The organism is Psychrobacter sp. CX14, from assembly GCF_057396205.2.
In genome coordinates, this window is sequence record NZ_CM183187.1 from 2,319,202 (window position 1) to 2,345,718 (window position 26,517).

Sequence of the window (26,517 nt, forward strand, 5' to 3'; positions counted from 1 at the left end):
CTCCTTAATTAATTATTATTGATATAATGTCACTTTATTGAACCCCTAATGCTTACTGATGGGTTATGCCGGATTTACAAGTTATCAGGGTTTTGCGGTGAATCTTCAGGGAATGGCTGAGTCACATAATCTACCATACTCACAGCGGCTTTAAACGCATGCACCGAAGTCTGGGTATCGTCGTAACGCACCACGCCAATGCCCTTCTCATGCTCTAGCTCAACGTCTAAGACCCCATCTATATTTTTTAGGGCAGTCATCACACTATCGAGTCCATTGGCATCATCGATATTATCAAGACTAAAATGCACGATTTGAACACTCATCTACCTACCCCTTTATTTATTCTTAGTTATAAATACGCCAGTCTAATGATCGCCTAGTGCGTATCTAACACTGGGAAACCTTTTACCAGGTCATCAATCTGTTTTAACTGAGCTAAGAAAGGCTCCAGCTGATTCATACGCAGTGCGCAGGGACCATCACACTTAGCCGCATCTGGATTAGGATGCGCTTCCAAGAATAGACCGGCAAGACCTGTCGCCATACCTGCACGTGCTAATGTGGTAATCTGCTCACGGCGACCACCTGCACTGTCACTGCGCTTACCTGGCTCCTGTAGACTGTGCGTCACATCAAAGAACACCGGCACATCCATGCTCTTCATGGTATCAAACCCAAGCATATCTACTACTAGGTTATTGTAACCAAATGAGGTGCCGCGTTCACATAAAATAACCTTGTCATTACCCGCTTCCAAGCATTTATTAATAATATGGCGCATCTCATGCGGCGCTAGAAACTGTGCCTTTTTGATATTAATAATAGCACCTGTCTTGGCCATGGCCTGAACAAGGTCGGTTTGACGACTTAAAAAGGCAGGTAGCTGAATAATATCAGCAACTTCGGCTACCGGCTGCGCCTGATACGGTTCATGCACATCGGTAATAATGGGTACATTAAACTTCTCTTTGATTTGACCCAGCCAATCAACCCCCTTCTCTAATCCAGGGCCACGATACGAATGCAAGCTTGAACGGTTGGCCTTATCAAAGCTGGCTTTAAACACATAGCCAACACCCAAGCGTTCACAAATATCAATGTAGCTTTCGGCAATTTCAAACGCCAACTCTTTTGATTCTAGAACGTTCATACCGCCAAATAAGACAAACGGCTTATCATTGGCAATCTGAAGCTCATTTAGCTGAATCTGAGACTGTGCTTTGGTTAGTTCTGTCATAATGTACTCTTATTATTTATTAAAATGGCAATCTATTATTAATTATGGCGTGTTCTGATTGTAATATATATAGCCGTAAACAAAAAATAAAACAGAGGGCAATGAATCAGTCGCTTTAATACTCTAACAATAAAAAATGTCATAGCCAAAATCATCACAATAAAAAAGAGGTCAGATAATTATCCAACCTCTTTTTATACATGCTTTGTTTTAATAAGTAGCGAATCGTTGGCTACTTACTAATCAACTGACTAGCTAGTCAACTACGAGGCTGAATTATCAATCGCCGCTTTCACAAAGCTTGAGAATAATGGATGACCTTCACGTGGCGAGCTAGTGAACTCTGGGTGGAACTGTACACCAATAAACCAAGGATGATCAGCAATCTCAACTGACTCAACCAAATGCTGCTTAGCTGAATATCCTGAAACTGTCATACCCGCTTCTTGGATTGGCTCAACGTAACGGTTGTTCATCTCATAACGATGGCGGTGACGCTCTTTAATGACTTTAGAGCCGTAAATTTCATGTAGCTTAGTGCCTTCTACAAGCTCTGCTTTTTGGCTACCTAAACGCATGGTACCGCCTAAGTCTGAGTCATCACTACGCAGTTGCAACTCGCCGCGCTCATCAACCCACTCAGTGATTAGACCAATAATAGGCTCTGCCGGTTGACGATTAAACTCTGTAGAGTCTGCTTCTAAGCCCATCACATTGGTGGCATATTCAATCACCGCCAACTGCATACCCAAGCAGATACCTAAATAAGGGACGTTGTTTTCACGAGCATAGGTGATGGCGCGCATCTTACCTAATTTACCGCGCTCACCGAAGCCGCCCGGTACTAAGATACCATCGACTTGTTTTAATGACTCTAGTAACGAATCATCCGTCTCTAACGCTTCGGCATCGATATAGTTAATATCGACATCGGTCTTGTGAGTAATGCCGGCGTGTAATAAGGCTTCGTTAATTGATTTATACGCATCCGGTAATTCAACATATTTGCCCACGATGCCAATTTTTACTTCGCCTGTTGCGTTTAATAAGCCTTCGACCACTTTATCCCAATCTGATAAATCAGCTTCAGGCGCTTCAATACCAAAACGCTCACAGATAATATCGTCTAAATCTTGCTCATAAAGAGTACGTGGAATTTGGTAAATCGTTTCCGCATCTTCACAAGTGATAACCGCACGCTCTTCAACGTTAGTAAATAACGCAATCTTACGGCGATTGTCTTCACCGATTTCATGCTCAGAGCGGCAAATTAGTACGTCTGGCTGTAGACCAATAGAACGCAGCTCTTTTACAGAATGCTGAGTTGGTTTAGTTTTGGTTTCACCAGCGCTTGAGATATAGGGAACCAAGGTTAAATGCATTAGCATGGCTCTATTACGGCCAAGCTCTACTTGCATTTGACGTACCGCTTCCATAAAAGGTAGTGATTCGATATCACCGACTGTACCGCCAATTTCAATAATAGCGATATCATAACCTTCACCACTGGCGTGGATACGGTGCTTAATCTCATCGGTAATATGCGGGATAACTTGTACTGTGCCACCTAAATAGTCACCACGGCGTTCTTTATTTAGAACGGTTTGGTAAATACGGCCACTGGTAAAGTTATTCGACTTACTCATTTTTGAGTGACGTAAAAAGCGCTCATAATACCCTAAGTCTAAATCGGTCTCTGCGCCATCTTCAGTAACAAATACTTCACCATGCTGAAAAGGACTCATCGTGCCTGGATCGACGTTGATATACGGATCCATTTTGGTCATGGTCACTTTAAGCCCACGTGCTTCTAAGATTGCTGCTAATGAAGCAGCAGTAATACCTTTTCCTAGTGAGGACACAACCCCACCGGTCACAAATATAAATTTAGTCATAATTTTTTATCTTAATATGGCAGTCGCCAGTTGGTAAAAAGAGATTTTACTAAATTTGAGTGTAAATTTATAGGGTTGACTTTATATTAAGTCACTATACGCAATGTTTAATAAGTGAAGTTCTTATGATAGGTCATTAAATCAAGAAGAATAAGGTCGATATTTTTTCAGTTGTGAGTTGACTGCTTCAAATCAATAGTAACCATTTTAACAATATGTCAGGAAACTAGGCTATTTAACATCAATATAACATTATTTGACCTATAGACGCTAAGAACAATAAAGCAATAACATTATTTGACCTATAGACGCTAAGAACAATAAAGCAAGCAACCTAATTGAAGAGTTCCATAAAAAAAGCTCATCCCCGAAGGAATGAGCTTTTTAAGAATAATGATCTAATTTAAATTAGAATTTGTATTCTAGACCACCACCAACTGCGAATACTTTGCCGTCGCCATATTTATTGCCATTGGCGTCTGTAATATTGTCAGCATCATTTTGACCGATATAAGCATGAGCAATTATGTTTTTCTGGTAGTAGTATTTACCACCTACAACTACTTGGCTTGAATCAAAATCGTCTACACCATTAAGGTTAGAAGTATTATTGTACTGAGCATACACTGTGGCTGGCTTGCTGAAGTTTGTTAAGCCCATTGAAGCACTTACCACATAGCCTTTTTCTTTTTCATCAGCATCATCGTAATCAGCTTCTTGATACAAAGCACCTAGTGTTACTGGTAAACCAGTGTTAAATTTAGCTAAATCAACAGTCGCTGTACCACGAATGATTTCACCCTTGATGTTAATATCATCATCATACGCAAGACCTAATGTATAACCAGCACCTTGATCAAACATTGCTGAAATACCCCAACCACTTTCGTCATCACCAGTGATATCATCATCATTACCGTACATAGCAGCTACTTCTAAAGGAACACCATCAAATTTAGGTGCTTTCCATACAATAGAGTTTGCGATGCGGCCACTATCTGCCATATTTAAAGCAGCAACTTTTTGCTCATCTTCAAGCTTAGTTGAGCCTAAGTTATCCCAGTAACCTTCATTTACGATAACGTTATTAATGTAATCAGTAGTTGACTGGTTGTTACCGGCACGGAATTCACCAAAAGTATTGTTCTTAATACCTAGATACGTATCACGATTTTTAAAAGATTTATTGTCATCAGCATCTACGTCGATACCGTACTCAAGCTTATAAATGACATCGGTATTAGCGGTCAAAGGCTCTGAACCTTTAAAGCCGATACGTGAACCATTTGAGTTGATCTGTACGCCACTCTCGTCGTAATCAGATTTTTTCACTTCTTCATCAACGTAATCCGCTGTCATAAATATTTTACCGTAAACAGTAGGTGCAGCGTTAGCTGATACAGATAGAGCAGCAATAGCTGATGCTAAAAGTAGTTTTTTCATGGGTGGTTCTCCACTTTACAATTTTAGTTATGGGCTGCCCTAAAAAGCTAACGCCCATTGAATGAATAGTCTGAAAGACTTATAGTTTAAAATTTATAATCTGTATTCAAATCAGATTTGAATGCAGTATGGCAAGGAATTGTTACAGTTCTATTAAACTCTATAAAACAAATTTACTTAATTAGGGTTAAAAAACTGAACTGTTTAAAGTAATTGATATAACACAACAAAGTTAATAGTTCTGTTACATCACTCACCAAATTCATACCTTACGAATAAGGATATCAACTTTGAAATAATTTGCAACATTTATTTAACCAATACCTGTTAAAAAACTATATTCAAAAATTATAATTATCAATAAGTGACTGAATAAAAATACTTTTTACTAATTATAAATAAATTTTATACAACGTATAACTCACCTCTATTTAAGCTTTAATTAAATAAATTTGAATTAAGGAACAAGTATATTATCACTTTTAACCCGAACCTCAACTCTTTTTCCTCAGCTATTTATTTTAAAAGGCTCAAGCATTTAGCTTATAAAACAGTATTTTTCTAAGCCCTTAATAATCAATAAATCATAAAGAGTTGAGAGTGAGGTACTTTTATTTAATTCGCAATGTCAATTATTTGAATCAAGTATTTAATTAGTCTCTAAAAAAAACCCTATCAAAGCTATGTTTGACAGGGGGTTAAGTAGCTATAATCAAATGACTAAATACTTAGAAGCTAATTAAAAGTTAATATAATCGAATAATATTCCTAGGGAAATCGTATTTAAGATCTATTTCTGATGTCAATATAAGCGCTAAACTTTTAATATGCCTAACGTTAACTCTAACCATTCCCATAGCATAGCAATAAATAGGTTACTCAGAGGCTATTAATATAAAGGCAATTAGCATAAAGATTTAAGTTTTAAGCGGGCTTGATGTAATAATGGCTCAGTATAGCCACTTGGCTGCTCACGGCCTTTAAAGATTAAATCTTTAGCGGCTTGGAAAGCAATTGAGTTATCGAAGTTATCCGCCATTGGGATATAGTTCGAGTCGCCTTTATTTTGCTCGTCAACCACTTTCGCCATGCGTTTTAGAGCCTCCATCACTTGCTCTTCGGTTACGACGCCATGATGCAACCAGTTAGCAATGTGCTGACTTGAAATACGTAGCGTTGCTCTGTCTTCCATTAGACCCACGTTATTGATATCTGGCACTTTAGAACAGCCCACACCTTGATCAACCCAGCGTACAACGTAACCTAAGATACCTTGTGCGTTGTTCTCAATCTCTTGGCGCTTCTCTTCTTCCGTCCAGTTGGTATCTTTTGCTAATGGAATCGTTAAGATATCATCAAGGCTTGCACGCTCACGGCCTTTAAAGCTCTCTTGTACGTCTTGTACGTTCACTTGATGGTAGTGAATACTATGTAGCGTTGCACCTGTCGGTGACGGTACCCATGCGGTTGTCGCACCGGCTTTAGGATGGTTAGACTTAGTCTCCACCATCTCTTTCATCTCATCTGGTTTCGCCCACATGCCTTTACCAATTTGAGCACGGCCGATTAGACCAGTTTCAATACCGATATCAACGTTCCACTGCTCATACGCAGGCTGCCACGCTTGTGACTTCATGTCACCTTTACGAACAAAAGGACCGGCGTTCATGCTGGTATGAATCTCATCACCCGTACGGTCTAAGAAACCGGTGTTAATAAAAATAACGCGCTCTTTAGCCTGACGAATCGACTCTTTTAGGTTAATAGTAGTACGGCGCTCTTCATCCATAATACCGATTTTTAGGGTATTTCTTGGTAAGTTTAACGCATCTTCAACCGCAGCAAATAAATCATCAGCGAACTTCACTTCTTCAGGGCCATGCATCTTCGGTTTGACGATATACATTGAGCCTTCACGTGAGTTAGAGCGCTCGTTATTACCCTTGATGTCATTGATGGTCAATAATGGCGTGATTAGCGCATCCATGATACCTTCAAAAATCTCTTCTTGACCGTTACCCAAATCAACTAAGATAGCTGGGTTTTGCATTAAGTGACCCACGTTACGCGTTAACAGTAGCGCACGGCCTGGTAATACAAGCTTACCGCCTTCTGGCGTAGTGTATTCACGATCTGGGTTAAGTTTACGGGTTAGCTTTTTATCGCCTTTATAGAAAGTCTCGGTTAAATCACCATTCATCAAGCCAAACCAGTTACGGTACGCTTCTACTTTCTCTTCTGCATCGACCGCAGCAACTGAGTCTTCGTTATCCTGAATAGCTGTAATCGCTGATTCTAACAGCACATCTTTGATGTTAGCAGGATCATCTTTACCTACTGGATGGCTGGCATCAATCTGAATTTCTACGTGTAGGTTGTTGTTTTTAAGCAAGATACCGGTTGGTTTTGCAGCATCACCCACATAACCTGCGAATTGCGCAGTATTTTTTAGTGCGGTTTTGCTGTCACCTTGAGCGATAACCAATGCACCGTCTTCAACACTAAAGCCAGTCACATCAGTATAGCTGCCTTGCTCTAGACCAAAATGCTCATCTAAGAAGCCTTTGGCATAAGCCACAACTTCAGCACCACGTTTTGGATTGTAGCTGCTGCCTTTGTCTTTGCCATCGTCAGTGTCAATCATATCAGTGCCATATAAGGCATCGTATAAGCTGCCCCAACGCGCATTGGCTGCGTTTAGCGCATAGCGAGCATTACGCACTGGTACAACCAATTGTGGACCTGGGGTCGTTGCAATTTCAGCATCGACGTTTTCTGTCGTTACTTCAAAGTCATCGCCTTCAGGCAATAAGTAACCGATATCTTGTAGGAACTGCTTATATTTAGGATAATCAATCTCACCATCTTTGGCAGGATTGTCTAAATGCCACTGATCGATTTTTGCTTGTAGCTCATCCCGCTTAGCAAGCAGCTCTTTGTTGCGTGGCGTAAATTGCTTAACGATATCTGCGAAGTTTGACCAGTATGCTTCTGACTCTACACCAACGCGAGGTAGCACATCATTTTCAATGAAATTATAAAGTTGACTATCAATAGCAAGGATGCCTTTTTGAACACGATTCTGACCGTTATTAACAGAGTTACTCATACCATTTGATCCTTTATTGGTGAAAGTTATAAATATCAAAAAAGATTTAGACTAAATTTTTATTAGTTATATCTTATTCTATAGTCTTTTTTCGGACTAATATCACTATTTAAAATGACTGATAAACCATGCCTGATTTATCTATCCTCATACTACTATCATTCAACTAAATAAACAAGAAACTGGCATTTCACAAATAAATATTTGGTCTTTAATCACTTGATAATGGGTATTAAAACGATATAAATCAGCGGTCTATAGATTTAGCATGGTAGCCACTGGCAGAGTTTACCTATTTAATTAGTTACAGTTTTCGCTATTTTTATTATTTTAAATCTTTAGTGCCGATGGCCAAACAAGAGGCGAAGTCAGTGGCTGATATTTGATAGAATAATGCCTACTCAATTTATAATCGCCTACTCATTTTATTTTAAAGTTTATGACTCCCTACTCTTTTCTCTTACCCTATACTCAAGACTGACTGTTTATGACTAATTCGATGAATACCACGGCACCTGTCTCTTCTTTTGCAACGTCTTTAACTGACGAGGACGTAAACAACACCGTTCACGCCCCTGCAAAAACAGATATTTCTCATATTTATGAATTTTTAGGTACGCGTACACCAAAATCATGGTTAGAGGCGGCGCAGCAGGACTTACCGACCATTATTCAAGATCATGCCAATTGTGAGAAAAAGGCAGCCGGAACAGCGATGAACCTTATTTTTCGTTATGAGTTCCATCGCGACTTACAGCTAAAACTGGCTCAACTGATTCGTGAAGAGATGTTACACTACGAGCAAGTGGTCGGCATTATGGTAGAACGTGGACAGAAATGGCGTCATTTGCCTGCCAGCCGTTATGCAAAAGGAATGCTTAAACACAAGCGTACCTTTGAGCCTGCTGCTATGATTGATGTATTGATCATTGGTGCCTTTATTGAGGCACGTTCTTGCGAGCGCTTTGCGGCATTAAGTGAAGTGATCGATGATGAACGCCTAGCTAAATATTACCGTTATCTATTAAAATCTGAAAGTCGTCATTACGAGGATTACATTACGCTCGCCCGCTCTCTTGTATCAGATAACCCCAAAGAAAAGCAGGCAAAGGCAGCTTTAGATTATGAAGCGCTGCATCAAGCCACCAATGGTAGTATCAATCATGACGAGAAAACCTTAGATATTGATGCCCGCATTGCCTTTTTTAGGGAAGTTGAGGCGGAGCTGATTACTAGCCCAGATAGTGAGCTTCGTTTCCACAGCGGTCTACCCAGTCTTTAAGCACCCATTTAACAAATAGATGAATTTAGCCAAAATAAAGGGCAGATTAACTCAGTTAATCTGCCCTCTTGTATTCTTATACAACTTGATGCCTTGTTTAAAAGCTACTCAAACTTTTTATTTTAAATCTTCGTTTAGTACTCGAGTTTGCGCGTTATCAACAGTGGCATAACGGTTCTGATCCGTGATTTCATCACTTTGAGGCTGCTCATCTGCTTTTGATACAGTATTGGCATTCACATTACCATCAAATGGCGTTTCGCCTTCTTGATCTCGTCTGTCTGGCTGGCGCGCTGGATTGTCGCCATCATTGACATGTTCAGACTTATAGACATCCTGCTTAAGTGTTTCTGTACCCTTATCATCTTGAGTCTCTGAAGCAACGCGGCGATCCTCAGTTGCAGTCTCTGTATTAACGGCTTCTGTATTCGGGGCTTCTGTCTTAATTGGTGTTTTGGTTAAATGAGGGTCTTTGGTTTGCATGGTTCATCCTTATTATTATTGAGTAAGTTTATTCTTCTAATAAGTATAAAAAGTTTCGTATCACTCTTTTATATAAACGAGTCCTCTATATAAACGAGTCACCTGCCTATGTAGATGAGGAACAATTGTTCAATTGCATTTATTAGTCTTTATCATGGCGACCTAGATCATGAGCATTTAAATCACCCACATTTTTACCTGCTGGCGGTAGACCTGCTTGAGCACGAGGGTCTAAATACACTTCATCAGTTTCTTGTGAATCTTGCTGTTCACCATCAATTTCTGGTTGATGCTTAGTGCCTTCGTAATCGCCTAACTCTTCTCTGCCTTCTTCAGTCCCTTTAGACTGAGCAGCACCTTTATCAATAGAAGGGATATTTTCTTCATGATGCTCACCGCGAGCACGCGCTTTATTCACGTCATCTGCTATAACTTGATCACGAGTGCCTTCTACTTTGATTTCTTTGTTAATCGACATATTATCCCCTCATTATTTATTTTTATAATTGTACTGATATCCCAGTAGCTAATTAATTTTTATGTGCTTAAGACGTTATTCGCCTAACCTTTATTTATGATTTATGCATTATTTATCATTTATCAGTTCGTACATCGTCATCAATAAACGGTGTTTCTTCATCCTTAGATAAATCTTGTGGTGCTTGATTGTCATTTTTTAGATTATCTTTCACTTGATTTGGCTCTACTTCGTTTGCAGCTTGTGTCACTTCCGATTTATTTGCATCGTTATTCATGATGTTTTTCCTTTTATCAATAATATGAACTATCTATAATATGAACTATCTATTGTGGTTCTTTATTAAGGCAGCTAATAAATACTGACCTTTATAAGCTGATTATTATCATATAGACAAAGCATTGCTATAAACTATTGGCAACACGTAGTATTGTGTTTAAAAATGTTGAAAAAAAAGCAACTTTGTAAACAAAGTTGCTCTTCTTTCACTAAAACAGGATAAATAAGCGTTATCAATCAAATATCAGATTGAGGAACACTCTCTTCGATATCTGACACCCCATTTATTTTCTTCAATAAATAATCCTGTGCAATAAACGGCTCTTCGCCTTTTGCAGGTTTTATCTGCTCCCAGCTGCCATCGCCTTTTAATGACCAAGACTGTACGTTGTCTTTTAGATAGCTGATCAGACCATCCTCATAGACACGTTTGAACAGATTACGGTCCTCTACAGGGAATGCAACCTCAACACGGTGGAATAAGTTACGACTCATCCAGTCCGCGCTGCCACAATACAAGCGCTCATCGCCGCCGTTATAGAAATAATAAACACGTGTATGCTCTAAGAAGCGGCCCACAATTGAGCGTACTGTAATGTTCTCAGACAAACCTTTGACTTGCGGACGAATACAGCTCATCGAACGTAAAATCAATTCAATCTTCACGCCTGCCTGCGAGGCATCATATAGCTTATCAATCAAATGGCGCTCGGTTAGCGCGTTACATTTAACGATGATATGGGCTTTTTTACCGGCTTTAGCATTGGCAATCTCACCATCTATAAATGACATCAACTGAGTGTGTAAGGTAAATGGCGCATGCAATAGTTTATTCACGTTGGCAGGCTTACCCATTCCAGTTAACTCTTGGAAGATTTTGTGTACATCTTCAGAGATATCAGGATTAGCGGTAAATAGACCATAATCTGTATAAGCTTTGGCATTACCTTCATGATAGTTACCAGTACCTAAATGCACATAGCGGCGGATTTTATTATCCTCACGGCGTACAATCAGCATCAGTTTGGCATGCGTTTTATAACCGACTATACCGTAAACCACGACTGCGCCTGCTTCTTGCAAGAAGTTAGCAACCTCGATGTTTGACGCTTCATCAAAACGGGCACGTAGCTCTATAATAGCGGTAACTTCTTTACCATTACGTGCCGCTTCTGCTAATGCCTTAACAATTTCAGAGTTTTTGCCTGAGCGATATAAAGTCTGTTTAATCGCCAATACTTTCGGGTCATTAGCCGCTTGCCAAATGATGTTCACTACAGGATTAAATGACTCAAAAGGATGATGCACCATCACGTCGCCGCGGCGAATGGCGGTAAACATGCTCTCACCTTTGTCAAATGACTCACGTCTAAAGGCTTTAGGAATAATATGCGTAAACGGCTGGAAACGCAGCTTCGGAATATCAAAATCGAACAACAAACGAGTCAGGTTAACCGGACCATTAACACGATATAGCTGGTTGTCATGTAGGCCGAATTCATCTAATAGATAGTCGCTAATCTCAGTTGGACAATTAGTAGTCACCTCTAGGCGTACCTTATCACCGAAGCGGCGATTGTCCAGCTCGCCCTCTAGGGCTTTGGCAATATCTTCAACATCATCAGATAATTCAAGATCAGCGTTACGGGTCAAGCGGAACTGATGGCACCCCGTTACTGACATACCTGGGAATAGTTTGCCCACGTGCTCATGAATAACAGCCGACAGCATAATATGATGCTCTTTACCACCAGTTAGCTCATCTGGCAGGCGAATAACGCGTGGTAAGCTGCGCGGTGCTGGCACAACTGCCAGATTTATATCACGGCCAAAGGCATCTTTGCCCTCTAGACTCACCATGAAGTTAAGGCTCTTGTTTACCAAACGTGGGAACGGGTGCGCAGGGTCAATACTAATCGGTGTTAACACTGGCATGACCTGTTCAATAAAGTAATTCTTCATCCACTGCGCCTGCTCGGCATTCAGCTCATTACGCTTCAGATAGCGGATGTCCTCTTCCGCCAATGCTGGCAAGATATCTTCGTTTAAAATACGGTACTGCTCATCAATGGCTTTGTGGGCCACATCAGAGATTTGTCTTAACACTTCATTCGGACGCATCTTGTCCGGCTTGGTTGAGATATAACCGTGATTAAGCTTTTGCATCAGACCAGCCACACGAATCTCAAAGAACTCATCCATGTTGGATGAGAAGATAATTAAGAAAAACAGACGCTCAAGTAGTGGATGGCGCGGGTTAGTCGCTTGCGCCAGTACACGTAAGTGAAACTGCAGCCAAGACAACTCACGGTTGATATAACAGTTCGGCGAATAGGTACCATCGTCATAACGCTGCCAATCTAATACGGTTAGCTCATGCTCATTGTTTGATTGCTGAGCGGCAGTCGTCTGCTCCTTATCTTGAGCAGTGTTTGTTGTCTTTTTTTGAGTCTCTGTGTTGTTGGTCATAATATCAATTACATCCTTAAATGCATGGTACGGCGGATTTTATTAAGTCTTTGCTTATTTAAACTACGTATCGTTCTATTAGCTTCATTATTAATGCCTAATTATCGAGGGTTTATAACTTAAACAGTGAGCCTATAAGTAGCTGTTCTCAATTAAACCTCTCTATTTATATATGGTAGCACGCAAATATGACGACTATATATCAACCGCCTGTATATTGAGTCATAAACACACTTTATTAAGGGATACTGGCGCTATTCATGCGTCTCATAATAATGCGCTGTTTATTGCGTAGGCGCTTAGCACCCATATTATCCTGATAATACTTAGGATTGGTCAGCATGCTAATCAATAGTGCAGACTCATCGCGGTTAAGATTGCTCGCTGACTTATTAAAATAATGCTGCGCCGCCGCTTCAATCCCGTAAATACCGTCACCGAACTCTGCCACATTCAAATAAGCCGTCAAAATGCGCTTTTTATCCCAGAATGCTTCAATCATCACCGTTATACTGGCTTCAATGCCTTTGCGCACATAAGAGCGATGTGAGGTTAAAAATAGGTTTTTCGCCAACTGTTGAGTAATGGTTGACCCGCCAGCAGACACACTACCGCTGCTTTCATTTTTCTTCATCGCCGCTTCAATACCTTCCATATCAAAGCCTTCATGTGTCAGAAACTTGGCATCTTCACTGGCAATCGCCGCCTGCTTGGCACTTTTTGCAATATTGTCATAATCAACCCATGTCTGAGAGACACTACCACCGCCCATGCGGTGTGCCACCATAAACATACTGTTATTAATAGGCTGCGTTTTCCATACCATAAGCAAGCTGGCTACCAAAAGATAGAAAGCTACTACGAGCAGAATGAGCGCCCCTAATAAACGTTTTATAAACTTAGATACTGCCGTCATAATATTTTGACTCAGCTAACAATGAAATTTAAACAATGATAAACCAACCTAGGTTTTACGACTAGCTAATTATCACCCCTTTTGTAGAATCACGTTAAAATAGCTGCTCTACACCCTTACCTTCTACACTATTAATCTAGACACCTAAAAGGATGGCAACATATGTCTCATATCCAACAAGACCGACAACAAATCAAACAACAAGCCGATTTAGGACAATATACCCATGAGAATAATCTAGATGAGACGGCTTGGTGGTTATTAGGAACATCGGGATGTCATCTTTGTGAGCAAGCGGAACATACGCTTAGACTATTTTCTAGTGTTAATCCAGTTACTATACAAAAGGTAGATATCGCTGATTTCGATGAGCAACTGATGGATCAGTTCGCCACATTAATACCCGTTATCTTAACCCCAACGACGCAAATTAATTATCCGTTCTCTGTCATGGACTTAACGGCTCGTCTCTCATAAAAACTTAACAAAGAAACAAACAAGTGTTTACTTGATAAATATTTAGCAATACAATAGCAGCTTCAAAGTTTTTCATCATTATTTTGTATATTTAAAAATGCCTTTTGCTCTTCTATAGGCATTCTCAAATCACTAGAGCCAATTGAACAATTGGTATTTTCAACTTGTACATGCATAACAAGGAAGTTACATGTTTACTTTTTTAGCACTTGCTCCCATTGTAACCGTATTCCTATTATTGGTCGTACTGCGGTTACCTGCCAAATATGCTATGGCAGCTTCTTATTTAGTTACCGCTTTATTAGCGCTATTTGTTTGGGATGCGGGTTTATCCCAAGTTGCTGCAGCGACCACTAACGGAATTATTGTTGCCCTAACGATTGCATTCATCGTCTTCTCTGCTATTTTGTTGCTAAATACGCTCAAAGAAAGTGGTGCGATGATTGCTATCCGCCGCGGATTTATGGATATCACGCCTGATCGCCGAGTGCAGGCCATTATTGTCGCTTGGTTATTTTGTTCATTGGTCGAAGGCTCGTCAGGTTATGGAACGCCATCAGCAGTGGGCGCACCATTATTATTGGCCTTAGGTTTCCCTGCTATGGCGGCGGTCATGGTAGTCTTGATTATTCAATCAACCCCTGTTTCTTTTGGCGCTGTTGGCACGCCTTTGTTACTCGGCGTATGGTCAGGGATTGATAACAAGCAAGATTTAGCAGACGCTATCGAGCCTGCTACGGTAGCAGATTATTTATTACAGATTACCGCGAATGTTGGCCTATTTCATTCGCTTATCGGTGTCCTTATTCCACTAATTCTTAGTGCCTTCTTAACCCGCTTCTTCGGTGAGAGAAAATCATTTGTGGAAGGTCTAAAAGTTTGGCCTTTTGCATTATTTGCTGGCATTTGCTTTACCCTACCCTACTTTTTGGTTGCCAAATATTTAGGCCCAGAGTTCCCCTCATTGGTTGGCGGTTTTGTAGGTTTGTTGATTGTTATTCCTGCGGCCAAACATGGTTTTTTAATGCCAAAAGAGCTTTTTGACTTTGGCCCTAGAGAACATTGGGATAAAGAATGGTTAGGAACCTTGGCACAAGAGGATTTTGATGACAGCGTGGAACCAAAGTTCTCAATTTTACGAGCCTTCTCGCCTTATGCCATCGTGATTGGTTTATTAATTATTACACGTGTTATCGCTCCGCTCAAAAGCTTCTTAGTTGGGGACTCAGCAACCATCGTTTTTAATAACTTATATGGCAGCGAAATCTCAAGCAAAATTCAGCTACTATATTCTCCTGGTACTATTTTAATTATTACCTCTTTACTGTGCATGTGGATTTATAATATGAATACGAGCGCAGTAAAACGCAGTTGGGCAAACTCAGCCAAAACTATGGTTTCTGCAGCTCCTGCGTTATTATTATCTGTGCCTATGGTACAGGTGTTTATCAACTCAGGCTCAAGTACTGACGTTGCGACCAACTTGCCTGCCATGCCTATCTTATTAGCAGAAAGTGCCAGTGCCACATTTTCACAAACTTGGCCTTTAGTATCGCCTTGGATTGGCGCAATGGGAGCCTTTATTGCCGGCTCTAATACCATTAGTAATATGATGTTTTCATACTTTCAGTGGTCAACAGCCACTCAGATTGGTCTAGATACCAATCTTGCTGCGCAAGTGGTGGCTCTACAAGCGATTGGCGGTGCTGCAGGTAATATGATTTCTGTTCATAATGTGGTGGCTGCTTGTGCAGTCGTCGGCTTAGTGAACAAAGAAGGCTATGTTATCCGTAAGACCTTAGTCGCCATGACTTATTATGTGGTGCAGGCAGGATTCTTGGGTATGGCAGTCATTTTTGGCGGTTTAATCTGGTGGTTATTGGCTCTGGCTTGGCCTATCTTATTCTTAACCCTTATGTCTATTACCAGCAAACCGGCTGCAGTGGCTCACTCAACTATAAAATAACTGGGTTAACTCAAAACGAGTTCCGAATCTCTTAATAGCATCAGTCGATGCCAAAGCTAAGCGAGTTCATTATCATGAAAGACTTAACCAAGATGACTGAAATTGAAGACCTTCGCCGCGTAGCCGAGCGCAAGGTACCACGTATGTTTTATGACTACGTTGATTCAGGTTCATGGACACAAACGACGTACCGTAATAACGAAACGGATTTTGATCGTATTAAGCTGCGTCAGCGGGTTTTGGTTGATATGGACAATCGCAGCCTTGCCACTACTATGATTGGTGAAGATGTCAGTATGCCTGTCGCCATTGCCCCAACCGGCTTTACCGGTATGATGTGGGCCAATGGTGAGATACATGCCGCGCGCGCAGCTGAGAAATTTGGTATTCCTTTTTCACTGTCTACCATGAGTATTTGTTCTATCGAACAAGTCGCAGAAGCAACGACGCGTCCTTTTTGGTTTCAGCTGTATGTAATGCGTGATCAAGACTTTATGGCTAATCTTATCCGCCGTGCTAAAGAAGCCAACTGCTCTGCGCTGATATTAACCGCAGATCTGCAAGTCTTAGGTCAGCGTCATAAAGATATTAAAAATGGTTTGTCTGCACCGCCGAAACCAACATTAAGCAATATCTTAAATTTAATGACCAAGCCTGAATGGTGCTATAACATGCTTGGCGCTAAAAGCCGTACCTTCGGTAATATCGTAGGTCATGCAAAAGGCGTTGGCGATTTATCTTCCTTATCATCATGGACAGCTGAGCAGTTTGACCCAGGCTTAAGTTGGGATGATGTGGCACGCATTAAGGATATGTGGGGCGGTAAATTAATCATCAAAGGCATTATGGAGCCTGAAGACGCTATTTTAGCCGCACGCAGCGGTGCCGATGCGATGGTTATCTCCAACCATGGCGGCCGCCAGTTAGATGGGGCACCCTCTTCTATTGCTTGCTTAACTGAAATCGTACAAGCGGTTCAGGCTGAAAATAGTAATATCGAAATCTGGCTAGATAGTGGTATCCGCTCAGGACAAGATGTATTAAAAGCTGTTTCATTGGGTGCAAAAGGTACCATGGTCGGCCGCGCTTTCTTATACGGCCTCGGCGCTTACGGTGAAGATGGTGTACGCCGCGCATTAGAGATACTTTATAAAGAATGCGATATTACAATGGCATTTTGTGGTCAGACCAACATTAATAATGTCACAGACGATATCTTAGTCAAAGGCACTTACGAGCATCTTAAAACCTCTATTCCACAAATAGCACCTATTCGCTGGGGCTAATCCCGATATTCTCTCAAAGAGGAACGACGCAGTCTTATGCAGTTAGCTATGCTAAAATAGCGAAACTTTATAAGCCGCTAATTCCTCTTATGACCGTAAAACAATTCTTTAACCGCGCCCCGATGACCACCCTGTTGCTACTGAGCTTTATTGCTCTGTTTGTTATTCAAGTAGCCACTGGTGTGGATGCCAATGAGCCAAGTCTTGAGGCGCTATTGACTTGGGGTGCCAACGCGCTCCCCTATACGCTCGGTTATGAGCCTTGGCGCCTGATTACCAGTGCCTTTTTACATATTGGTTTAATGCATTTACTATTTAATGCGTTTGCGATGTATTATTTTGGCCAAGCGGCAGAGGTCAGCTTCGGTTCGGTTAAATTCTTACTGCTATTTCTGCTCTCTGCCGTAGGAGGCAATCTACTTAACAGCTATGTCACTTGGTGGCAAATCATGCATAATAACGGAGTGCCCGGCATATCCGCCGGAGCCTCTGGCGGTATTATGGGCCTAGGCATGGCACTGCTTATGGTTGAGCTATTTAAAGGCAAGCTGCTTAACTTCCCTGCAAAAGGTAATAATGCTCAACTTAAAAACTTAGCCATCATTATGGGTATTAACCTTATGTATGGCTTTGCGGTTCCTGGGATTGATAATGCCGGTCATATTGGCGGCGCTATCACAGGAGGACTATTGGCTATTAGTATTATGCTCGGCTATCGCGGTGTTGTGCGCCATAATAAGAGTGCTCAAACTGCACCGAATACCAATCATTCCAATAACAGCAATCCTATTTATAAGCTACTCCCTTGGTTGGGATTTTTGATTATCAGCGCTATTTTTTATAAGTTATGGCTAGACTTACATCTACTGTTAGGCTTATAGTTCATTTAACTGTAAAATAGCGGTTAACGAACGTTACCCGTTTATTCATTCAAATTTTATTTACCTTCTGTCAATCAACTGATAAAGAGTTTTTTATGATCACCACTTATACAAAACCTGCGCTACTTTTGGCAAGCTTAGGCTTAATCGGTCTAGCCTCTACTACAGCACAAGCTCAAGCTCCTGTTACTTCTCCAGCTAGTGAGGAGTCTGGCCTTCGAGTTGGCGTAAACGTTATTGCTGAAAGCAGCGCCTATGATAGAGACAATGAAGTTAGCATATTACCAAGCCTGTTTTATGACAACGGTCAGATTTACGCCCGTGGCAGCCAGTTCGGTGGTTATCTGATAAATGATGGCACCAATGAGGTTGCCGGTTTTATTCAGCCTGGCGGCAGTAAGTTTGACCCTGATGATGCTGACGGTGCATTAAAAGAGTTAGATGAGAGAAAATGGTCGGGTATGGTTGGCGCAAGCTACCTACGCCGCACGCCTATTGGCGGTTTCCGTGGTCAAATTGCGACCGATGTAACTGGCCGCAGTGAAGGCACTGTTGCTCGTTTAACTTATCTAGCCAAACTAACGCCAGGCAAATGGACCATCTATCCAAGCGCCGGTCTTGAATGGGTAAGCGAAGATTACAACGAATACTATTATGGCGTAACTCAAAAAGAGTCTAACAAATCAGGTATCCGCCGTTATTCTCCAGACTCAAGCGTTAGCCCATATGTGAGCGTAAATGCCACTTATGAAATAAATAATGACTGGGATTTATTCTTAGGTCAGAACATCACTTATCTAAATGATGAGCAGTATGACAGCCCTATGGTTGATGACCGTGTCGACTACCGCACCACTTTAGGGGTATTATACAAATTCTAATCATATGCCTTAGAATCTGTTATTTCTAATCGAGCGTGGCTATTCTTATCTATAATCATAGCCACACCGTTAAGATAACACCTGTTTTCAAGTTTAATTACGCTCATATAAAGAGGACGATACGTGCAACATACTCAGCAACCTATTGATGATACGGCAGATGAGTCTTTCACAGATTTTGATGACAATCTAAAGTTTGGTTTCTCTGGAATTTGGTCGTATATTACAGACAAAGTAAGAGCTGTGTATGGTAAAGCGGCAGATTCTGTAGACGATGAATTCTCTTTACCGGTAAGCCAAGATCAAGTCAACGGCGCACTAAAGAAGTTTGTTACAGACAACGTCAAACAAATTCTTGAGTTAAGAGTGGAGCTGCATGACGATTGGTTTAGACTGTTTTGTACCGTCGAGGTCAAAGGCATCTATGCCGAGGTCGCCAGTAACTTTAGATTGGTGCATGTCCAATTAGACCGCGACGTTCAGCGTTTTGTTTTTGGACAAATGACCAATACCGATGTGCTTAACCTTCGTTGTGAGTCTTTTCTCAAACGTAGCGGTATTAAATTTGTTATTTGGTTTTATCACAGTGTGCTACACAAAGACCCATTAGGCTTCATTCTTAGCAAAATTAATATCGCCCGTCCAAAAGATAATATTATTTACTTGGATATTAACCGCTGGCTTAAAAAGAATAAGAAGATTATCAACACCTTACATAAGGTACAGATAAACTATGGTTTGGTAGAAGAAGAGCAGCTTATCTTAAAGACCAAGGTAAATGTGCGTGACCTACTCTCTAATGAGAGTAATAATGATATCATTACTCCAGATGATGAGCCAGAATTACTAAAAGGCCCAACTAACCCTATTGGTGACGCTATTAGCCCTAGCCAAGAATAATTAGCCTATTCATTATCTAAAGCTTACTAGCATAAGGAAAGCCCCTAAATTAATTTAGGGGCTTTTTCTATCTTCACGGGACTAATTGTCTTTATCTAATTAATCCACGGAAAACCACCACATAAAACAAGCCCTTCTTACCAGTAGTTTTCTACCGCAATATTACCCACACCGCGGCGGTTCATTACCAGACCCATCTCTTTTAGGGTCTCTTTGGTATCGTCCACCATTTGCGGGTTACCACATAGCATCACATGTGAGTGCTCATTAGTCAGCTTCTCACCAGCAACTGCTTCGAGCTTACCGGTTATCAGTAACTCAGGCAAGCGTTTATTCAATGCACCGTCAACCTTTTCACGTGTCACAATTGGCACAAAGGTAAGTTTGGCCGGTGACGTGACTAGCCCACCGAAGTCTTCCTCTAATGACTTAATCAAATCAACATAGGCCAACTCTGCTTGATTGCGCGCACTATAAGCCAGAATAATATGCTCGTAATCTTCCCATGTCTTTATGTCTTGAAGCATGGATAAAAACGGCGCAAGCCCAGTTCCAGTCGCCAATAACCATAAGTCTTTTGGCAACGGCTCTTGGTAACGGGCAAGGGTTAAGAAACCAAACGGCGTGGTGTTTAGCAGCAGCTCATCACCCACTTCTAGATGCTGTAGCTGAGAAGTAAATGCACCATCTTCAATAACGATTGAGAAGAACTCTATGGTCTCATCATATGGCGATGACACAATCGAGTATGCACGGTAGATGTCTTCATCAGGTGCAGAATCTGCATTATCAGCCGAGTTATTTTTGTGATAATTAAGCCGACTTGGATTGAGACCTAAGCGTACCCATTGACCTGCCGTAAACTTAAAACTCTCTGGCCGTGTCACCGTAAAACTAAACAAAGTGGGTGTCCAAGTTGTCTTACTTAATACTTTAACGGTCTGAATATTATCACTCATAATAGTCACTTCTTATTAAAGGTTCTGCTGCCAATAGGATTAAACAAAAAAAATGCTTGCAGAGTAAATGTACTCCACAAGCATAACATATTGTACTGTTTATCTCATCCAAGCTACCAGATAACTGCGTTGCTCGCCCAAAGAATAAAGTCATTAGGGAGAACACCGAAGTAGATTACCGCTAATGTTGCAATAAGCACCATCAGACCACCCACTTGAATGCCCCAATGCCATAGCGCATCGAATTCGATGGTTTTATTTGGACGCTTAAACAAGGTCAGCATCACTCTTAGATAGTAGAATAAACCAATAGCACTACCTATAATAATCATCGCCGCTAGGAACCATTGCATACCTTGTACCGCAGCTACTACCGCGAAGAACTTAGTAATAAAGCCTGCAGTTAAAGGCACACCCGCCATCGACAGTAGCATGACAGTCATGACACCGGTTAAGACTGGACGGCGCCAGAATAGACCACGGTAGTGCTCAAGCTCTGAGGCTTCACCAGAGTCTTTGTAAGTGCTCGACATCAGCGTAATTACACCGAACAGACCCAGTGAAGTTAGCGCATAAATCGCCATATACATATTACTAATTGAGTAAGCCGTCGGACCTACGCTAGCGATGACCACCAACACATAACCCATATGTGAGATTGATGAATAACCCAGTAAACGCTTTAAATTGGTCTGACGTAGAGCCAATAAGTTACCCGCTAAGATAGACAATGTTGCGATAACCATTAGTACAGTAGTCACTGCAGGCAATGCTAGTAAAGCCGTTTCAATTAAGAACCGTAGTGCCAATGCCATCATCGCTACTTTACTGACCGACGCTAAGAAAGTTGCCACTGGTGCCGGTGCACCGTGATAGACATCTGGTGTCCACATATGGAAGGGTGCTGCAGATAATTTAAACGCGATACCAAATACCATCATCGCCGCACCCAAAATCATAAGTGGTGATTCAAAGACATACTGTAACGCAACAGCGTTTTCTTTAAAGTCTAGTGTGCCCGTTGAGGCATAAATAAATGCCATACCCATTAATAAGGTCGCAGACGCTGTTGCTGATAGCACTAAATATTTAAGACCAGCCTCAAGCGAGCGATTGCGCATAAAGGCATAAGCCAACATGCCATATAAAGGCACAGACAGTAGCTCTAAACTCATAAAGAATGAGGCAAAATTATGCGCACTTACCATCAGCAATCCGCCAATGGTGGATAGCAGCATCAATAAATACAGCTCTTCTTTATGGTCATTGAAGGTTCTAAAGTATGGATAAGCCAACGTACAGCATGCCAATGATGATATAAATATAATCACCATATTAAACTGTGCAAATGGATCCACCGTAAACATCGGGGTAGCCATCTCAATGCTTGATATCGGGAACCAGCCAACCATCTGACCGAACAGCATTATTAGACCAGCGTTCAAGCCTAGCACGGTTAATGTACCGGTCACAAAGTGTGAGCGTTTAACCGCTATCGCTAACATAACGATAAGTAGAGTCGCTGCCACAATTAGAACAGGAGCAAATGGGGTTAAGATAGGCCAAGTGTTATTAACAAGCGTATTCATTAGCGTACCTCCCCTGCGCCGATAACAGATTGCGCGGATTCAAGCGTGTCAAAATTGACAACCTCATGGTACGTGTACGCATTATTAATCCACTGCATAGCATGACTTGATGTATCTAATACGGTTTGTGGGAATAAACCTAACCACACAAGGCCCACAGCCAACAATAATAGTAGCGCAAGCTCACGACGGTTAAGATCGTATAATTTAACTGGCTTATGAGTAACCTCTTCCCCCTCATAGCTGGTATTGACCCTATGAGTACTATCAGCCGTTTCTACGTGATTGGCATTGTTAGCAAAAGCAGTTTGAGTAACGGCTGCATTATCTACTACCGCAGGTGGACGTGAGCTTACTGTCTCTAACGCTACTTTTGGGATTGTTCTTTCACCAAATAAAGCACGATAAACAAGGATAAGCGAGTATAGCCCTGCCCATACCAAGCTAAATGTTGCCAGTACCACAAATACTGGATACTCTTCAAATGAGCCAATTAGGATTAAGAATTCACCAATAAAGTTACCCGTTCCTGGAATGCCTAATAGTGCGGCACAGAAGAACATAAGTAGTGGCGAGTAATAACGGAACTGACCCCACATACCGCCCATCAATGGCAATTCACGAGTATGCATACGCTCGTATAATTGACCTGCCATGATAAATAATGCTGCAGAGGCTAAGCCATGCGCCAACATTTGCACCATAAGACCTTGCAAGCTGATAAGTGTTCCAGCATAAATTGCCAGTACCACAAAGCCCATGTGCGAGACACTGGTATAAGCCAGTAAACGTTTGATATCGGTTTGCATAAACGCTAACCACGCACCATAGAAGATACCAATGGCACCTAAGGTCATCGCAATCGGAGCAAACTGATGTGACGCTTCTGGGAATAATGGAATAACAAAACGAATCAGACCATAAGCTGCGGTCTTAATTAAGATACCTGCCAAGTCGACAGAACCTGCGGTTGGTGCTTGAGCATGCGCATCTGGTAACCAACCATGAAATGGCATAATAGGTAATTTAACGGCGAAACCGATAAAGAAGCACAGCATGATTGGATACTCCCAACCGCCAAGCTGTGTACCCAGTAAATCATTATAGTTAAAGCTTAGAGTACCAGAGTTCACGTAGCTGATAATAACCAACAGCAAGATACCGACAAGCATAATCAAACCAGATGCTTGGGTATAAATAAAGAACTTAGTCGCTGCATATTCCTTAGTTTTACCATTGGTCGCATTGTGACCCCAAATGGCAATTAGAAAATAGATAGGAACCAGCATCATCTCCCAAAAGAAGAAGAATAAGAATAGATCGATGGCTAAGAAAACACCGATAACGCCGCCTAAACTCCATAATAGGTTTAGATGGAAGAAACCAACACGGCGCTGAATCTCACCCCATGAACAGCCGACGGCCATAATACCTAAGAAAGCGGTAAGCGATACCATCAGTAACGACATGCCATCAAGTGCTAAATGGAAGCTGATACCAAAAGAGTCAATCCAAGGCACTTGGAATTCAGAGAACCAAGGCAGCTGTGCTGTCGGTGCTAACACTTGCTGACTCATTCCTATAAATGCCCCTTCGCTCCATAGCGCCAAGGTCATCCCAAAGGTAATAATCATGCCGATTAGAGCAATCCAGCGTGGCAGACGATTGTTTATCTTTTCTACGAGCCAACACAATGTTCCCGCAATAAACGGGGTTGCTATCAGTGCTGGCAATATCCAAGCTAATTGAAATTCTGTCATCTTAAATCACCGTCATCATGACTAGTATCAATAACACTGCCATCCCCAGTCCAAAACTCGCGGCATACCCTCTAAGTGACCCTGTTTGAGTCATTGACATCATTTTGTTACCTGCTGAAGCAATCGCAGGTAAGATGTTCCAAGTTTTATCAACAGGATCCGCTTTTAGTAATTTACCAATTAATAAAAATGGTTTTACAAACACAAGATCGTATAAAGCATCGAAACCAAGGCCGTTGTAACACCAATGATAAATCGCGCCACCTAAACTTGATGCTTTAAATTTAGCCAATAGCTTGCCACTATTTAATACATACAATAGATAAGCAAGAATCAAACCAGCAGCCATCGCAGCCATCGCAATATATTCTGCAGTGTGCTTAGCATGTGCCTCGCCATTCATCTCTAATAAATGACCCACACTCTCTGGCAATACGCCTTGTAGTGGTGGCGTAATCAAGGCACCAACAGCCGTAGATAACACAAGTAGTACGACAAGAGGAATCTGATACGATAGGCCTGACAGCTTGTGTGCATGTGTTTTTTCTTCACCAAAGAAGGTGAACCAAATCATACGGAAGGTATAAAGTGAGGTTAGGAAAGCACCAAACACCCCCATATAGAACAATACTTGATGCCCTGTTGCATAGCTTTCCCAAAGAATCGCTTCTTTCGAATAGAAACCAACCGTTACCCAAGGAATCGCTGCTAGCGCACCGCCACCGATAATGAAACACCAAAATACCAATGGAATCTTTTTACGAAGACCACCCATTTTAAAGATGTTTTGTTCATGGTGAACCGCAATAATAACCGCACCCGATGACAAGAATAATAGCGCTTTAAAAAACGCGTGTGTCATAAGATGGAATACAGCACCTTGCCATGCACCAACGCCCAATGCTAAGAACATATAGCCGATTTGGCTCATGGTTGAATAAGCAAGGATACGTTTGATATCAGTTTGCGCTAGTGCACAGAAGCCGGCAACAACCAATGTAATCGCACCAACCGCACCAACCCAGTACAGTAAAATACCAGGTGTTAGCATGAATACTGGATGCAAACGAGCGACTAAATAAACCCCCGCTGTTACCATGGTCGCAGCGTGAATCAGTGCAGAAACAGGCGTCGGACCGGCCATCGCATCAGCAAGCCACGTATGCAGTGGAATCTGTGCAGACTTACCCATCGCACCGCCAACCAACATCATGGCCGCTAGTACTAATGTTGGATTATTCACCTCAAACATTTGCGGCGCGCGTATGATGATGTCTTGAATATTTAAGGTACCAAATTCACGGAATAATAAGAATAGACCGAATGCTAAGAACACATCACCAATACGTGTCACAGTAAAGGCTTTCATCGCCGCACGGCCATTGGCTCGGTCTTCAAAGTAATAACCAATCAATAAGTACGAACAGATGCCAACGCCTTCCCAACCTAAATAAAGCAGTAGAAGGTTGTCAGCTAATACTAATAGCAACATGCTGGCGACGAATAGGTTCATATAACTAAAGAAGCGTGCAAACCCAGGGTCACCTTTCATATACCAAGAAGCAAATAGGTGAATCAAAAAGCCAACGCCAGTGATTACGCCTAACATGGTTAAACCTAAGCCATCAAAGCTTAAGCCAAACGCAGGTGCGAAATCACCCACCTGTAACCATGTCCATAACGGCACATTAATAACTGTGCTCGGATCGTATTGACCCATATAGCTCAATGCGGCAATTAACGCACATAAAGCTGATAAGCCCATGCTACCTACGCCAAGCCATCTTGCTGATTGCTCGGTCAAATGGTCACGCATAAATGCCAAGATTAGAAAGCTGATCGCGGGGAAGATAAAGGTTAATGGTAAAAAGCTCATGATATTAACCTCTCATCTCGTTGGCCGAATCAACATCTAAATGACCGCGGCGATGATAGAATTGTAATAAGATAGCAAGACCCAGTGAGGCTTCAGCAGCAGCTAAAGTCAGAATAAAAATAAACATAATCTGACCGTCTGCGCTCATCCAGTGACTGCCTGCAACAATAAAGGCGAGACCCGCGGCACTCATCATAATCTCGAGACTCATTAACATAAATAAAAAGTTACGACGTACCATCACACCACATAAGCCGATAGCAAAAATAATACCTGCTAAGATCAGACCATGCTCCATGGGTATCGTACCCAGTACTGAGTCATTGACATCAACAATAGTATGAGGAT

General features: G+C 41.6%; 22 protein-coding genes. 7 read left to right on the plus strand and 15 right to left on the minus strand.

From position 1 onward, the window contains the following. Positions 1–74: 74 nt before the first annotated feature. The 5 genes from AC2SLO_RS09090 to AC2SLO_RS09110 all read right to left on the minus strand — a co-directional run bounded on the left by AC2SLO_RS09090 (position 75) and on the right by AC2SLO_RS09110 (position 7,687). Positions 75–326, minus strand: coding sequence for a heavy-metal-associated domain-containing protein (locus AC2SLO_RS09090; RefSeq protein ID WP_486540489.1), 252 nt, complete (start codon positions 324–326; stop codon positions 75–77). Between the two features lie 53 nt (positions 327–379). Further along, positions 380–1,240 (minus strand): 3-deoxy-8-phosphooctulonate synthase, encoded by an 861-nt coding sequence (gene kdsA / locus AC2SLO_RS09095; RefSeq protein WP_486540491.1) that lies wholly within the window; start codon positions 1,238–1,240, stop codon positions 380–382. A 263-nt stretch (positions 1,241–1,503) separates the two neighbouring features. Beyond that, on the minus strand, positions 1,504–3,135 hold the full coding sequence (pyrG, locus tag AC2SLO_RS09100; protein ID WP_486540493.1) for a CTP synthase: 1,632 nt from the start codon (positions 3,133–3,135) through the stop codon (positions 1,504–1,506). 408 nt (positions 3,136–3,543) lie between these two features. After that, a complete protein-coding gene (locus AC2SLO_RS09105) occupies positions 3,544–4,578 on the minus strand; it encodes a porin (RefSeq protein ID WP_486540495.1) in 1,035 nt (344 codons plus the stop codon). Positions 4,579–5,482: 904 nt separating this feature from the next. Continuing rightward, positions 5,483–7,687, minus strand: a complete 2,205-nt coding sequence (locus AC2SLO_RS09110; protein ID WP_486540497.1) for a malate synthase G — start codon at positions 7,685–7,687, stop codon at positions 5,483–5,485. A gap of 499 nt (positions 7,688–8,186) precedes the next feature. On the opposite strand from AC2SLO_RS09110, the gene AC2SLO_RS09115 reads away from it, so the two are divergent. After that, positions 8,187–8,969 (plus strand): MiaE family protein, encoded by a 783-nt coding sequence (locus tag AC2SLO_RS09115; protein ID WP_486540639.1) that lies wholly within the window; start codon positions 8,187–8,189, stop codon positions 8,967–8,969. A 117-nt stretch (positions 8,970–9,086) separates the two neighbouring features. Here the strand turns inward: AC2SLO_RS09115 and AC2SLO_RS09120 are convergent, their stop codons facing one another. From AC2SLO_RS09120 to mtgA, 5 genes are all read right to left on the minus strand, one after another. Next, on the minus strand, positions 9,087–9,452 hold the full coding sequence (locus AC2SLO_RS09120; RefSeq protein WP_486540499.1) for a hypothetical protein: 366 nt from the start codon (positions 9,450–9,452) through the stop codon (positions 9,087–9,089). Between the two features lie 142 nt (positions 9,453–9,594). Continuing rightward, entirely contained in the window at positions 9,595–9,930 is a 336-nt protein-coding gene (locus AC2SLO_RS09125; RefSeq protein ID WP_486540501.1) for a hypothetical protein, read from the minus strand. 115 nt (positions 9,931–10,045) lie between these two features. Further along, positions 10,046–10,207, minus strand: coding sequence for a hypothetical protein (locus tag AC2SLO_RS09130; RefSeq protein ID WP_486540503.1), 162 nt, complete (start codon positions 10,205–10,207; stop codon positions 10,046–10,048). A gap of 239 nt (positions 10,208–10,446) precedes the next feature. Continuing rightward, complete coding sequence (gene ppk1 / locus AC2SLO_RS09135; RefSeq protein WP_486540505.1) at positions 10,447–12,678, minus strand: polyphosphate kinase 1; 2,232 nt, start codon at positions 12,676–12,678, stop codon at positions 10,447–10,449. Positions 12,679–12,916: 238 nt separating this feature from the next. After that, entirely contained in the window at positions 12,917–13,594 is a 678-nt protein-coding gene (gene mtgA, locus AC2SLO_RS09140) for a monofunctional biosynthetic peptidoglycan transglycosylase (protein ID WP_486540507.1), read from the minus strand. 162 nt (positions 13,595–13,756) lie between these two features. On the opposite strand from mtgA, the gene AC2SLO_RS09145 reads away from it, so the two are divergent. The 6 genes from AC2SLO_RS09145 (at position 13,757) to AC2SLO_RS09170 (ending at position 19,985) form a co-directional block, all read left to right on the plus strand. Continuing rightward, positions 13,757–14,071 (plus strand): glutaredoxin family protein, encoded by a 315-nt coding sequence (locus AC2SLO_RS09145; RefSeq protein ID WP_486540509.1) that lies wholly within the window; start codon positions 13,757–13,759, stop codon positions 14,069–14,071. 190 nt (positions 14,072–14,261) lie between these two features. After that, positions 14,262–16,037: an L-lactate permease gene (locus tag AC2SLO_RS09150; protein WP_486540510.1), complete on the plus strand. Its 1,776-nt coding sequence runs from the start codon at positions 14,262–14,264 to the stop codon at positions 16,035–16,037. A 74-nt stretch (positions 16,038–16,111) separates the two neighbouring features. Beyond that, on the plus strand, positions 16,112–17,323 hold the full coding sequence (locus AC2SLO_RS09155; RefSeq protein ID WP_486540641.1) for an alpha-hydroxy acid oxidase: 1,212 nt from the start codon (positions 16,112–16,114) through the stop codon (positions 17,321–17,323). Between the two features lie 89 nt (positions 17,324–17,412). Continuing rightward, entirely contained in the window at positions 17,413–18,204 is a 792-nt protein-coding gene (locus tag AC2SLO_RS09160; RefSeq protein ID WP_486540512.1) for a rhomboid family intramembrane serine protease, read from the plus strand. A gap of 95 nt (positions 18,205–18,299) precedes the next feature. Next, positions 18,300–19,085: a MipA/OmpV family protein gene (locus tag AC2SLO_RS09165; protein ID WP_486540514.1), complete on the plus strand. Its 786-nt coding sequence runs from the start codon at positions 18,300–18,302 to the stop codon at positions 19,083–19,085. Between the two features lie 123 nt (positions 19,086–19,208). Next, on the plus strand, positions 19,209–19,985 hold the full coding sequence (locus tag AC2SLO_RS09170; RefSeq protein ID WP_486540516.1) for a hypothetical protein: 777 nt from the start codon (positions 19,209–19,211) through the stop codon (positions 19,983–19,985). 137 nt (positions 19,986–20,122) lie between these two features. Here the strand turns inward: AC2SLO_RS09170 and AC2SLO_RS09175 are convergent, their stop codons facing one another. From AC2SLO_RS09175 to nuoK, 5 genes are all read right to left on the minus strand, one after another. Next, positions 20,123–20,947 (minus strand): ferredoxin--NADP reductase, encoded by an 825-nt coding sequence (locus AC2SLO_RS09175; protein ID WP_486540643.1) that lies wholly within the window; start codon positions 20,945–20,947, stop codon positions 20,123–20,125. A gap of 110 nt (positions 20,948–21,057) precedes the next feature. Continuing rightward, positions 21,058–22,533, minus strand: coding sequence for an NADH-quinone oxidoreductase subunit N (locus tag AC2SLO_RS09180; protein ID WP_486540518.1), 1,476 nt, complete (start codon positions 22,531–22,533; stop codon positions 21,058–21,060). Further along, positions 22,533–24,293 (minus strand): NADH-quinone oxidoreductase subunit M, encoded by a 1,761-nt coding sequence (nuoM, locus tag AC2SLO_RS09185; RefSeq protein WP_486540520.1) that lies wholly within the window; start codon positions 24,291–24,293, stop codon positions 22,533–22,535. The genes AC2SLO_RS09180 and nuoM overlap by 1 nt, the downstream gene beginning before the upstream one ends. A 1-nt stretch (position 24,294) precedes the next feature. Beyond that, positions 24,295–26,169: an NADH-quinone oxidoreductase subunit L gene (nuoL, locus tag AC2SLO_RS09190; RefSeq protein WP_486540522.1), complete on the minus strand. Its 1,875-nt coding sequence runs from the start codon at positions 26,167–26,169 to the stop codon at positions 24,295–24,297. A 4-nt stretch (positions 26,170–26,173) separates the two neighbouring features. Next, positions 26,174–26,482, minus strand: coding sequence for an NADH-quinone oxidoreductase subunit NuoK (nuoK, locus tag AC2SLO_RS09195; protein ID WP_486540645.1), 309 nt, complete (start codon positions 26,480–26,482; stop codon positions 26,174–26,176). Positions 26,483–26,517 lie beyond the last annotated feature (35 nt).